A 13,517-nucleotide genomic window follows, 5' to 3' on the forward strand; every position below is an offset into this window, starting at 1 on the left:
TACTGCGTCTTGCTCGACAATCCAAAAACAATCAAGAGGCTAGGACTTCTGTCCCAGCCACTTTTTTTGTGGTCTAGAATATGGTATAATGAGAAGAATTTGAAACGAGCGTCTAGACTTTTGGGGACGACGCTACGGAGAACTGAGGAGTCGGATATGAATCTCACATTACATGAAGTTGCTCATCTAGTACATGCAAAAAATGATATCAGCCAATTTGAAGATGTGGCCCTCGTCAAGCCTGAATTTGACAGCCGTTTGATTGGGCCGGGAGACCTTTTTGTTCCGTTAAAGGGAGCGCGTGATGGTCATGATTTCATCGAGACCGCTTTTGAAAATGGAGCCGTAGCCACTTTTTCAGAGAAAGTGATTGAAGGCCACCCTTATATTTTGGTGGAAGATGTTTTGAGTGCTTTTCAAACATTGGCTGCAGCCTATCTTCAAAAGACAAAAGTGGATGTTTTGGCTGTGACAGGGTCAAATGGTAAAACAACCACAAAAGATATGTTGGCACAGCTTTTGTCCACTACCTACCTGACCTATAAAACACAGGGAAACTATAATAATGAAATTGGTCTTCCTTATACGGTTCTCCATATGCCAGAAGGGACAGACAAACTCGTCCTTGAAATGGGGCAAGACCATCTAGGAGATATCCATCTCTTGTCAGAACTGGCGCATCCCAAGGTTGCTATTGTTACCTTAATTGGGGAAGCCCATTTGGAATTTTTCAAAGATCGAAGCGAGATCGCAAAAGGAAAACTCCAAATTGCGGATGGCATGCCAGAAGGTGGCCTTCTGGTGGTTCCAGCTGATCCGATCGTGAATGCCTACCTCCCTGAAAAACAAAAAGTGGTCCGCTTTGGTCCAGACGAGGAGATTTTTATTACCGAGTTGGTAGAGCGAAAGGATAGCTTAACTTTCCGTGCTAATTTCTTAGAAGAAGCGATTGACCTGCCAGTAACAGGCAAATACAATGCGACCAATGCCATGATTGCAGCTTATGTTGCCCTGCAAGAAGGAGTGAGCGAAGCGGCGATTCGTGATAGTTTTGCTACCTTGCAATTGACGCGTAACCGCACGGAATGGAAAAAGGCCAGTAACGGAGCAGATATTTTATCCGATGTCTACAATGCTAATCCGACGGCTATGCGCTTGATTTTAGAAACCTTCTCGACTATTCCTGCCAATCCAAATGGCCGAAAATTAGCCGTCCTTGCAGATATGAAAGAACTAGGGGAGCAATCGGTAGATCTGCACAACCAAATGATCCTCAGCCTCTCACCGGATGTCTTGGATACCGTTATTTTCTATGGGCAAGACATTGCGGGCTTGGCTCAATTAGCGAGTCAGATGTTCCCACTTGGACATGTCTATTATTTCAAAAAAACAGCTGAGGAAGACCAGTTTGAGGACATGGTCAAACAAGTCAAGGAAAGCTTAAAAGAGCAGGACCAAATCCTCATCAAGGGAAGCAATTCCATGCATTTAGCCAAATTGGTAGAGGAATTGGAAAAAGCCTAGCAAATGTGAAGGAAGTTATACAAAAATAGGCTACTATAAACTAAAGGAATAAAAAAATGACATTTTGGGATTTATTGATTACGAACCAAAAATCAGCCCCGCCTGAGTTTGGGCTCTGGTATGTTTTCCTACCAGCTTCCTTGTTGGTGGTTGGCTACTTTTCTATCAAATATGCACAGTCTAAAAGCTACCAACGCTTTTGGTATTGGGCACAATTGATTCAAGTTTTGACCATCAATGCTTGGTATATTCTCGCCCACATGCCTTTGACAGACAATTTGCCCTTTTATCATTGTCGCTTGGCTATGCTTGCGATCCTCTTTGCACCTAGAGGGACCTATATCAAGCAATACTTTGCCTTGTTGGGAGTTCTAGGATCCATTGCGGCTTTGGTTTATCCGGCCTTTGATCCCTTCCCATTCCCTCATATTACTGTACTCAATCTGATTTTTAGTCACTGGGCCTTGTTTGCCAATAGTTTGATTTACCTACAGGATTTTTATCAGTCGGAAAAACAGGACAACTTACGGATTGTTAAGATCACCTTTGGTATGAATGCAGTCATCTTTTTGGTCAATCTTTTGACCAGAGGAGATTACGGCTTCTTACGACGTCCACCAATCATTGGAGACCACGGTGCTCTTTTGAACTACCTCTTGGTCAGCATCGTGATGGTGGCTGGTATTTGCTTGGTCAACCAGCGCTACAAATACAAGATGGTTGAAGAGAGTATTGTTTCGCGTTCGGAATAGAAAAAAGAGTAGATGAGGGAAAGAAATCATGGCACTTTGGGACTTATTTTTTACCAGTCAACCAACATCCCCTCCTCGATTGGGGGTCTGGTATTTCTTATTGCCGACTTCTTTGGTAGTGGTGGGAGTTCTGTCCGTTCGATTTGCTCACTCCAAAAGCTACCAAACCTTTTGGTATTGGGGACAGTTGATCCAGTTGCTCATCATCAACTCTTGGTATTTAGCAGCTCGCTTGCCTTTTTCAGAGAGTCTTCCCTTCTATCATAGCCGGATGGCCATGTGGATTATTCTTTTGGCCCCCAAGGGAAGCTTCAAGCAATATTTTGCCCTCGTGGGAGTCTTTGGCTCCATTATGGCCTTGGTTCATCCTGTTTTTTATCCCTACCCTTTTCCTCACGTTTCCTCGATCAACAATGTCTTTGGTCACTGGGCCCTCTTGGCCAACTGCCTAATCTATCTGGTTCAATCCTACCAGGTGGAAGAAGGGGCCGTTTGGAAGATCTGTCAGATGACGTTTGGGGTCAATGCCATTATTGTTCTAGCCAACCTTGTAACGGGCGGAAACTATGGCTTTCTGCGTCGACCACCTGTGCTAGGAGACCATGGCCTTGTTCTCAACTATTTCATCGTGACAGTCCTAATGACGGGGACACTGATCCTCATCAATACTATCGTTCAGTACAGTAAGAAAAGAAGAATACCTGAATCTGTTTAAATAAGGAGGGTTTTATGCATCAATTTTTCACTACAGAATCAACAGAACCACCAGCAATCTCAGCACTTTGGTATAGTGTGATGGTCTTGTTAATTGTGACAGCGATCATGATGTCACTTCGCTATTATCAGAATGAGCAATTTCGCAAATGCTTTCAATACTTACAAGGCTTCCAGTTAATTTGCTTGTATCTTTGGTATTTTGCCTACCACATTCCTTGGTCCAACAGTTTACCATTTTATCATTGCCGCTTGGCCATGTTTGCGGTCTTGTTTTTGCCAGACAGATGGAAAAGCAAACAGTTCTTTGCCTTGATGGGAGTGAGTGGAGCCATCTTTGCTTTGGGCTATCCAGTCTTTGACCCCTACACTTTCCCTCATATTACGAGCTTTTCTTTCCTCCTCGGACATTACTGTCTCCTGATCAATTCCTTGATTTATCTCTTGAGATGGTATGATCGAAACCTCTTAAAAAATAGTCAGATTGTTCTCTATACCTTTGTTTTAGATTTATTTCTGGTTGGAGTCAATCAATTGACGGGAGGTAATTATGGTTTGATGGCCCGCCCTCCGATTATGAGAGGGGATAAAGTCTGGCTCAACTACCTGGTTGTATCTAGTATTTTAGCCCTTGCTTTATTACTCTTTAATCAGATCTTCAATCGTAGAAGTGAGCGGGTAAAAGTGAGAAAATAACCAGTATAAAGGTTGGGGCATCTCTGTCTCAACCCTGTTTTATATCAAAGGAGAATATATGAAGCGTTTCTTGCTAATGATCTCCCTCGTTTGGAGTTTGTTTTGTACAATAACGACAGCACATGCGGATGAAGAAGTTCGCTATTCGATTGAATCCTATGTAGGACACCTCCAATTGCAGGAAGATAGCCAGGCAACATTTACACAAGAGATCACCTATCAGTTTCAGACAGGCTATCATGGTCAATATGTGACTCTAGGAAGCGCAGATCCTCTTCCAAAAGGGTTTAAGATTCATCGTAATCCTGAGGTGGAAGCCTATGTGGATGGGGAAAAACGAGAGATTCGTGTAGAGGAAACAGACCTGGAAGATGGCCGTAAATTAAAAATATACAATGCCCGTATCGTCGGTGGCACGGTCAAGATCAAAGTGAAATGGAAGATTGATCATCTCTTGACTTTCTACAAGGATAGTGCAGAATTGAACTGGTTTCCTATTTCAGATGGAGATGAGAAAGTCGCGAAATTAGACTTTTATGTGGATGGCTTGGATGCTAAGCAGGGAAAACTGTATGCCCATACTGGTTACTTTAATCCACCAGCCCAAGTCGAACGGACTGAAACTGGTTATCATATTTGGACAAAGGATTTTCCAAAAAATGGAAAGCTCGAACTGCATGCCTATTGGCCAATGACAGAAGCCCTGCGTCAAGACCAAGCAAATGAGATTAACAAGGGAAATGGAAAAGAGAAATTTCTCAAAAAAGAGAAATCCATTGAACAAAAAACGTTCCTCTATCGGACCCTTCTACTTAAGGTTGTACCAATTGTATCGATTCTTTTATTTATCCTCGCTTTCATTCCATGGATCCGGTATTTTATCAGTACCAGAACTCGTCGGATTGCAAAAGGAGTACGATTATACGAACCACCACAGAATTTACCTCCTCTTGTCCTAGCTAAGGCACTGTATCAACTTGATTTTGAACGGATGGTGATATCTAGAGAGAAAGGACCATTAACATTTAATCATCTCATTCAAGCAAGCATTTTAGATCTCATTGACCGGGGAAATCTTCGTTTGACTAGGGATGAAAATGGGGAAACCTTGACCTGTCTCCATTATGAAGGTTTGGCTGATTTTGAATTGAAGTTTATTGAAATGATCTTTGATCAAGAATCTGAAATCAATATCAGTGAAGTATTTTCAAGGTATAAAATCGACAAAGCAGCCTTAAAAAAAGATTTTCGAGCTGCTAAATCAGACACACAACGAGACCGTATTCGAAAAGTCGGAAGTGCCGTTCAATCGCTTTTAAAAAAGGATGCCCAGCAATTGTCAAAAGGGGTAGAAAAGGAAATTGCAAAATTAGGATTGCCTTCTTATTTTAGAGACTTATCTGAAAAAGAAGAAGCTTTTTCTAAAACAGGCTGCGCCTTACATTTTTGGCTCTTACTGATCTTATTTGTGAGCATGTGTTTCTTATCTCTTGGATTTGGATCACACCTATCTTCCTTCTATTTTTGGATTATTTTACTTTTGGTTTTGTTATTCATTCCATTTTATATTGTTGTGAAAATCCGTGAAGATCATCTACAATCCTTAGAGAACTTGGATTCACAATTCCAATGGATGGCCTTTCGAAATATGATCGAAAGTATTCCAAATTTCAACCAAGCAGAACTTGAGAGTGTCATCCTATGGAATCGCATCTTAGTCTATGCAACCATGTATGGCCAAGCAAAAAAAGTGAGCCAGGTACTCCAAAATCATCAGATTTCCTTACCATATGAAGACTGGGATACTGTTCTTTGGCTAACAACCTCCCCAAATACCTTCCTAGACGGCTCTACCTTGATGAACTATGCAGATGATTCCTATAGTGTTTCAAGCTTCTCTATTAACTCTTCAGATGGCAGTGGCGGCTTTGACGGCGGTGGCTTCTCTGATGGTGGCGGTGGCGGAGGATTTGGTGCCTTTTGATTGCCGTGAAAAGAAGACTAGAATCTACGGATTTTGGTCTTTCTTTTTGCTCTCAAAGAAGAATCATCGTTGAAAAAAGTGCCTATTTTCGCTATAATAGGACAGATAGAGAAATTGAGGAGAAATCCGATGTAGAGATGGATTTGTAAATTTATCAGAAAATAAAAAGAGAAAGAATTAGGAACATGAACGTACAAGAAGAAATTAAAAAACGCCGTACCTTTGCCATTATCTCCCACCCGGATGCTGGTAAAACGACGATTACAGAGCAGTTGCTCTACTTTGGGGGAGAGATTCGGGAAGCCGGTACTGTCAAAGGGAAGAAAACAGGAAACTTTGCTAAATCTGACTGGATGGATATCGAGAAGCAACGTGGGATTTCGGTAACCTCATCTGTTATGCAGTTCGACTATGATGGCAAACGGGTCAATATCCTTGATACGCCAGGGCACGAGGACTTCTCAGAAGATACTTATCGGACCTTGATGGCGGTGGACGCTGCCGTCATGGTGGTAGACTCTGCCAAAGGGATTGAAGCTCAAACCAAGAAATTGTTTGAGGTTGTGAAACACCGTGGCATTCCCGTCTTCACTTTTATGAATAAGCTGGACCGTGACGGTCGTGAGCCACTGGACCTCTTACAAGAATTAGAAGAAGTCTTGGGAATCGCCAGTTACCCAATGAACTGGCCGATTGGGATGGGGAAAGCCTTTGAGGGACTCTATGACCTTTATAACCAACGTTTGGAACTCTATAAAGGAGACGAGCGTTTTGCTAGTCTAGAAGACGGAGACAAGCTTTTTGCCAACAACCCTTTCTACGAGCAAGTAAAAGACGATATCGAACTCTTGCAAGAAGCAGGAAATGACTTTTCAGAAGAAGCCATCCTTGCGGGTGAATTGACTCCCGTCTTCTTCGGCTCAGCCTTAACCAATTTTGGAGTACAGACTTTCTTGGAAACCTTCCTCAAGTTTGCTCCGGAGCCACACGGCCACAAGAAGACAGATGGCGAACTTGTCGATCCTTATGATAAGGATTTCTCAGGCTTTGTCTTTAAAATCCAAGCCAATATGGACCCTCGTCACCGCGACCGGATCGCCTTTGTGCGGATCGTATCTGGCGAATTTGAGCGTGGGATGAGCGTCAACCTGCCTCGTACTGGTAAGGGTGCTAAGTTATCTAACGTGACTCAATTTATGGCCGAAAGCCGTGAAAATGTCAGCAATGCTGTAGCAGGAGACATCATCGGGGTTTACGATACCGGTACTTATCAGGTTGGAGATACTTTGACAGTGGGCAAAAACAAGTTTGAATTTGAACCACTGCCAACCTTTACGCCTGAAATCTTCATGAAAGTGTCAGCTAAGAACGTCATGAAGCAAAAATCCTTCCACAAAGGGATTGAGCAATTGGTGCAAGAAGGAGCTATTCAGCTCTACACCAACTACCAAACAGGTGAATACATGTTAGGTGCTGTTGGTCAACTTCAGTTTGAAGTCTTTAAGCACCGGATGGAAAATGAATACAATGCCGAAGTGGTCATGAGCCCAATGGGTAAAAAGACCGTTCGCTGGATCAAACCAGAAGACTTAGATGAGCGCATGTCTTCAAGCCGAAACATCTTGGCGAAGGACCGCTTTGACCAACCAGTCTTCCTCTTTGAAAATGACTTTGCCCTCCGTTGGTTTGCAGATAAGTATCCAGACGTTGAGCTGGAAGAAAAGATGGGGTAAGGAACGATTCAAAACCGATCCATAACAATAGAATAAGAAAACGGATAAGGTCCGTTTTCGCTTTTAAAGGAGAAATGATGGGATTATTAAGTGGTTTGATGGGCAATGCCTCTCAAAAAAATGTCGATAAAGTAGAAAGAGATCTGGAAGATATCTTGGTGCCGGGAGAGCAAGTGACACTTGCTTTTAGCTTGATTCGTGATTTAATCGTCTTTACAGAGTTTCGTTTGATCTTGGTGGATAAGCAAGGAGTAACAGGAAAGAAAACGTCCTATAAGTCCTTACCTTATCGCTCGATCTCTCGTTTTTCAGTGGAAACTTCTGGTCATTTTGATTTGGATGCCGAATTAAAAATCTGGGTCTCTTCTGCAGTCGAGCCTTCAGAAGTTTTACAATTCAAGAGTGACAGCAGCGTCATTGAAATCCAGCAAGCATTAGCCAGTGCAGTTTTTAAATAAAAATATCATTTTGATAGAGAACAGTTGAGAAAGGAGACGGAATGTTTATCGAAAAACAATTGGGTCAAGATCGGAAATGGATCAATATCGACTCGGATATGATTGCTGAAAACTCATATCTTTATAAAAAATACGAGATTGACAAAGAAACCATTGAGTACGCGATGGATAAGAACGAACGTGCCCATATGGATTATAATCGAGAAAACGGTACGATCACATTTATCTACAATGTATTGGATTTAGAAAAGGACAAGGAATACTACGAAACCATCCCTATGACCTTTATCGTTCAAGATACGCGACTCGTGACCATCAGTAACCAGGACAATGCCTATATCATTGAACAAATGGTTCGCTATTTGGAAAGCCATGGGGAGTTGTCGATCTATAAGTTGCTTTTTGCAGGTCTTGAAATGATCAGTAATGCTTATTATCCGATTATTGATCGCTTAGATAAGCACAAGGATGAACTCAATCGTTTGCTTCGAAAGACAACGACGACCAAGAATCTTTATGCCCTGTCTGACCTTGAGACCGGTATGGTGTATCTGGTCGCAGCAGCCAAGCAGAATCGGATGTTGCTAGAACATATTAAAGCGCATGCCATTTATCGCAGGATGAATGATGTTGAAAAAGAGCAGTTTGATGATGCCATGATCGAAGCGCGTCAGTTGGCTTCGATGACTGAGTTGATTTCCAATGTCTTGCAACAGTTGTCAGGATCTTACAACAATATCCTAAACAACAACTTGAATGACAACTTGACAACCCTAACCATCTTTGAAGCCTTGTTGGCGGTTTTAGCCGTTATCACCGGTTTCTTTGGAATGAATATCCCTCTTCCGATGACAAAGGATCCCAATGCTTGGATTTATGTATCCGTATGTAGCTTTATATTATGGCTCATTTTGGGAAAGGTTATGCGGTGGATTGTGAAACAAAGATAAAAAAGAGGCTTGGAGAAATCCGAGCCTCTTCGTATCTAGAATAATCTGAGAAATAGGAACCATCTAGACACCTGCCCTCCTCTCCAAAGAAGGGGCAGTGTGAATAGTTCATTGACTGTACAAAATCTTCTTGGAAATAGTAGGAGTAGATTTAATAGTACTGAGTGGTTCTAAATAAATCAGAACTTAGAATAAATCGTTGAATCAGATAAAATGATCCTATTTCTTTATACAGAAATATTTTAGATACTAACTGTATTATACATATTTATTTGTAAAAACGCAAGAACTACCAAAAAAAGTTTTTCCGAAGTTTTTATACTCCTATTTAAAGGGATTCTTGAACGGTGTCAGAAGAAAGTCAGCTAAATCTAGGGGAAACTGCCCTCTTGACTATTTTCAAGTTTTTAAAAATTTTTCCTAAAAAATAAAATTATTCTCCTTTGACTATCATTTGGTCGTCCATTGTGTTATACTAGATAAGTTGCAAACTTGTATGAGAGAAATGCTGGTGAGATGGAACAATTAGAAAAGGAATGTTGGTCAATCTCCCACAAGGAGGATCTTGGTGTCTTTTCGTTTGGAAAACGACTTTAATCAACCAAATCCGCTAGTGCGAAAACATTTTTCGCAGAAGGGAATTCCATAAAAAAACGATTGGGTTTTCCTTTAGATGAGTCTTGCGACAGGTAACCGGGAAGGAGACTTCCTATGCAATCAGTGCGTTTTCGCATTGAAAAGAAGTGTGATAAAGTGGCTTCGCACCACTTTTTAGAAAGAAGAAAGAATTGAAATTCAATGAATTTAACTTATCTGCTGAATTATTAGCAGAAATTGAAAAAGCTGGCTTTGTAGAAGCGAGCCCCATCCAGGAACAAACCATTCCTTTGGCCCTTGAAGGAAAAGATGTCATTGGTCAGGCACAAACAGGGACCGGTAAAACGGCTGCTTTTGGTCTTCCAACTTTGGAGAAGATTGATGTTGATAACACAGTAATCCAAGCCCTTGTTATTGCCCCGACACGTGAGTTGGCGGTTCAAAGTCAGGAAGAACTCTTCCGTTTTGGACGCAGCAAGGGTGTCAAAGTCCGCTCTGTCTATGGTGGATCAAGCATCGAAAAGCAAATCAAAGCCTTGAAGTCAGGTGCTCATATCGTTGTGGGAACCCCTGGACGCTTGCTAGATTTGATCAAGCGCAAGGCCTTGAAACTCGATCATATTGAAACCTTGATCTTGGATGAAGCAGATGAAATGCTCAATATGGGCTTTTTGGAAGATATCGAAGCTATCATTAGCCGTGTTCCAGAAACACGTCAAACTTTGCTCTTTTCAGCAACGATGCCAGAAGCCATCAAACGCATTGGTGTTCAGTTTATGAAAGAGCCAGAACACGTTAAGATCGCAGCCAAAGAATTGACAACTGACTTGGTCGATCAATACTATATTCGTGTCAAAGAAGGCGAAAAGTTTGATACCATGACTCGATTGATGGATGTCGAGCAACCGGAGCTTGCCATTGTCTTTGGTCGGACTAAACGCCGGGTCGATGAATTGACGCGTGGCTTGAAGATCCGTGGTTTCCGAGCAGAAGGGATTCACGGAGATTTGGATCAAAACAAACGTCTTCGTGTACTTCGTGACTTTAAAAATGGGAACTTGGACGTCTTGGTGGCAACGGACGTTGCGGCACGTGGTTTGGATATTTCAGGTGTGACTCATGTCTACAACTACGATATTCCACAAGATCCAGAAAGCTATGTTCACCGGATCGGACGGACAGGTCGTGCTGGGAAAACAGGGCAATCCATTACCTTTGTATCGCCAAATGAAATGGGCTATTTGCAAATCATTGAGAACTTGACTAAAAAGCGGATGAAGGGAATGAAACCTGCAACAGCAGAAGAAGCCTTCCAAGCGAAAAAACAAGTAGCGCTGAAGAAAATTGAGCGAGACTTTGAAGATGAAAAAATCCGGACCAACTTTGAGAAGTTTGGCAAGGATGCTCGCAAATTGGCTGCAGAATTCACTCCTGAAGAATTGGCTATGTATATTTTGAGCTTGACCGTTCAAGATCCAGACAGCCTTCCAGAAGTTGAAATTGCGCGTGAAAAACCACTGCCATTTAAACCATCCGGTGGTAGCTTTGGTGGGAAAGGCAAAGGGGGCCGTGGAAATGGTCGTCGTGGAGACCAACGGCGAGATCGGAATCGCAGAGATGACCGTGAAGGTGGACGCCGTGATTTCAAACGCAAGTCCAATAAAAATAGCCGAGACTTTGAGGGCAAAGGTAATAAACGTCCTCATCGCACTTCCAATGAAAAGAAAAATGGCTTTGTCATCCGCAATAAAGGGGATAAATAAATTCTAAAGACGGTCTAGCAATAGGCTGTTTTTTAATGAAAATCAAAAATACAAGGGTTAACTAGCTGTTAACCCTTGTATATTTATAAGGAGACCTAAATGATAACTGACTCTTTTAGAAAAAATGTATCATGATAAGGAGCATCCTAAAAAAGTCAGAAAACAGAAAGAACGGATTCCTAAAACGGAATGTTTCTGTTAACATATTAAGTCTACAATTATTTCTAAGCTTTGTCAAGAATTTTTTCTTATTTTTTTAAAAAAATTCACCAAAAATAAAAATTGACAATCTTTGCTAAAAGTTTATAATGAATATAGTGACTATAACAACTATAAAGAGGTGGCGTCCATGGTGATTGCATTAAAAAATGATGATCTAGAAGTACACTTTAAGACATTTGGAGGGGAATTGAGCTCCATTCGAAGTAAAGAAGGCATAGAATATCTCTGGCAAGGGGATCCAGAGTATTGGTCAGGACAGGCGCCGGTTCTGTTTCCGATTTGCGGGAGCGTTCGTAATGGCCAAGTACAGTATCATCTAAAAGATGGAGTGAAGACAGGTCAGCTACCAAGACACGGCCTCATTCGCAAGAGAGAGTTTGAACTTAAAGAACAAACAGACCATCGTCTTGTCTTTGAAATCACCTCTAACGAAGAGAGCCTGCAAAATTATCCCTACCATTTTCGAGTTGAAATCGTTTATGAACTACAAGGGAAAGAAATCACCATCACCTATCGTGTACAAAATCTAGAGTCTGATCAAGTCATGCCTTATTTCATTGGAGGGCATCCAGCTTTTCATTGTCCCCTTTTAGCAGATGAAGACTATGAAGACTACGAGTTGATTTTTGAAAAAGAAGAAACCTGCAGCGTCCCTCTCTTGTTCACAGAAACTGGATTGGTCGATCGCCTGCAGCGGACGCCATTTTTCGATCATAAGCGTAGCCTACCTTTGCGACATGAACTATTTGAAAAAGATGCCATTATTTTAGATCAGTTAACCTCTAAATCTGTGAAGCTTATCTCGAAAAAATCAGGTAAAGGTTTGGAATTTGATTTTGCAGATTTTGAAAATCTGGTCCTTTGGTCTACCAATAACAAGGGCCCCTTCATTGCCTTAGAGCCTTGGACAGGTATTTCCACATCTGCAGAAGAGGGCGATTTCTTCGAAGACAAAAAAGGTGTGATCCAGTTGGACCCTCAAGAGACACGGAGTCATCAGTACCGTATCACCATTTTGTAAATGAAAAACCGTTGGACTATGGAGTCCGACGGTTCTTTTTGATATAGTTTAGTTTTGCCTGGCGCGATTTCTTTTTAAAGAGAGCTTCGGCAGACATCGCAGAGGGTTTATCTGGATAGGATTCTTTGTAAAGAAGTTTAACGGGGAGGCGAGCCCGTGTGTATTTGGCCCCTTTTCCAGCATTGTGAGTCTTCAGGCGTTTTTCGACATCCGTGGTATAGCCAGTGTAGAGAGAGCCATCCGCACACTCTAAAACATACATGTAAGCCTTAGTTTCCATAGTAGATCTCATGAATCTCGTCTGTATAGCTGCCATCTTCATTGTGAATAAAGAGAGGAGGAAGAATTTTTAAACCATCCAGTGAGCCATCCTTGATCGCCTCAATCAATAACATATTCGCCTCTTTGGTCACTTTTGGATAGACAAACTGGATCCGCTTAGGTGCAAGATTGTAACGCTTCATGGTTTCGATGATATCTAAAAAGCGATCTGGACGATGGACCATCGCTAAGCGACCATTTGATTTGAGAACCTGCTGGGCCACATGGCAAATCTCATCTAAATTGGTGGTAATTTCATGTCGGGCTAAGAGGTAGTGTTCACTCTCATTGAGATTGGAATGCTCATCCACCTTGAAATAAGGAGGATTGCAGAGGATAATATCCACCTTACTGCCCTTGATATGTTGAGGCAAATGCTTGAGGTCATCGGTGATCATGGACATTTGCTGGTTCAAGCTATTGAGGGCAATCGAGCGGGTAGCCATATCTGCTAAACGTTCCTGAATTTCGACACCAATGATCTGAGCCTCTGTTCGGGTACTTGCAAATAGTCCCACAGCTCCATTTCCAGCGCAGAGATCCACGATCAATCCTCGCTTGGGCAATTTTGGAAAACGTGAGAGCAGGACGCTATCCACGGAGTAACTAAAAACTTCCCGATTTTGTATGATTTTTACATCACTTGAAAAGAGTTGGTTGACGCGCTCGCCGTCTTTTAATTCGATATCTGTCATGGCTCTATTATAGCATGAAAAGAGGCTCGGGGAAAGATGATAATTTTTGATATATTAAAATAATATTTTTTGTAAAAACGCTTTCTT

General features: G+C 41.8%; 12 protein-coding genes. 10 read left to right on the top strand and 2 right to left on the bottom strand.

Annotated elements, in window-relative coordinates:
- The first annotated feature begins 156 nt into the window (after nt 1–156).
- The 10 genes from murF (at nt 157) to HMPREF2686_RS09205 (ending at nt 12,414) form a co-directional block, all read left to right on the top strand.
- Entirely contained in the window at nt 157–1,524 is a 1,368-nt protein-coding gene (gene murF / locus HMPREF2686_RS09160) for a UDP-N-acetylmuramoyl-tripeptide--D-alanyl-D-alanine ligase (RefSeq protein WP_045759222.1), read from the top strand.
- 56 nt (nt 1,525–1,580) lie between these two features.
- Entirely contained in the window at nt 1,581–2,276 is a 696-nt protein-coding gene (locus tag HMPREF2686_RS09165) for a YwaF family protein (RefSeq protein WP_045759223.1), read from the top strand.
- Between the two features lie 28 nt (nt 2,277–2,304).
- Nucleotides 2,305–2,991 (top strand): YwaF family protein, encoded by a 687-nt coding sequence (locus HMPREF2686_RS09170; protein WP_045759224.1) that lies wholly within the window; start codon nt 2,305–2,307, stop codon nt 2,989–2,991.
- 14 nt (nt 2,992–3,005) lie between these two features.
- Entirely contained in the window at nt 3,006–3,686 is a 681-nt protein-coding gene (locus HMPREF2686_RS09175) for a YwaF family protein (protein WP_070450457.1), read from the top strand.
- Between the two features lie 58 nt (nt 3,687–3,744).
- A complete protein-coding gene (locus HMPREF2686_RS09180) occupies nt 3,745–5,670 on the top strand; it encodes a DUF2207 domain-containing protein (protein WP_070450460.1) in 1,926 nt (641 codons plus the stop codon).
- Between the two features lie 185 nt (nt 5,671–5,855).
- Nucleotides 5,856–7,403 (top strand): peptide chain release factor 3, encoded by a 1,548-nt coding sequence (locus HMPREF2686_RS09185; RefSeq protein ID WP_070450462.1) that lies wholly within the window; start codon nt 5,856–5,858, stop codon nt 7,401–7,403.
- Between the two features lie 77 nt (nt 7,404–7,480).
- Nucleotides 7,481–7,861: a PH domain-containing protein gene (locus tag HMPREF2686_RS09190; protein ID WP_004219989.1), complete on the top strand. Its 381-nt coding sequence runs from the start codon at nt 7,481–7,483 to the stop codon at nt 7,859–7,861.
- A gap of 41 nt (nt 7,862–7,902) precedes the next feature.
- Nucleotides 7,903–8,811, top strand: coding sequence for a magnesium transporter CorA family protein (locus tag HMPREF2686_RS09195; protein WP_003006305.1), 909 nt, complete (start codon nt 7,903–7,905; stop codon nt 8,809–8,811).
- Between the two features lie 788 nt (nt 8,812–9,599).
- Nucleotides 9,600–11,171 carry a degradosome RNA helicase CshA gene (locus HMPREF2686_RS09200; protein WP_070450465.1) on the top strand — a complete coding sequence of 524 codons (1,572 nt, stop codon included), beginning with the start codon at nt 9,600–9,602 and terminating at the stop codon, nt 11,169–11,171.
- Nucleotides 11,172–11,520: 349 nt separating this feature from the next.
- Entirely contained in the window at nt 11,521–12,414 is an 894-nt protein-coding gene (locus HMPREF2686_RS09205; protein ID WP_049506638.1) for an aldose 1-epimerase family protein, read from the top strand.
- A 16-nt stretch (nt 12,415–12,430) separates the two neighbouring features.
- On the opposite strand, the gene HMPREF2686_RS09210 is transcribed toward HMPREF2686_RS09205, so the two are convergent.
- Nucleotides 12,431–12,694, bottom strand: coding sequence for a GIY-YIG nuclease family protein (locus HMPREF2686_RS09210; protein WP_049472126.1), 264 nt, complete (start codon nt 12,692–12,694; stop codon nt 12,431–12,433).
- Nucleotides 12,684–13,430 carry a tRNA1(Val) (adenine(37)-N6)-methyltransferase gene (locus HMPREF2686_RS09215; RefSeq protein WP_049506639.1) on the bottom strand — a complete coding sequence of 249 codons (747 nt, stop codon included), beginning with the start codon at nt 13,428–13,430 and terminating at the stop codon, nt 12,684–12,686. The genes HMPREF2686_RS09210 and HMPREF2686_RS09215 overlap by 11 nt, the downstream gene beginning before the upstream one ends.
- Nucleotides 13,431–13,517: the final 87 nt, after the last annotated feature.

It is taken from the genome of Streptococcus sp. HMSC057G03 (assembly GCF_001808745.1).
In the GTDB taxonomy this organism is placed as follows: Bacteria; Bacillota; Bacilli; order Lactobacillales; family Streptococcaceae; genus Streptococcus; species Streptococcus parasanguinis_Z.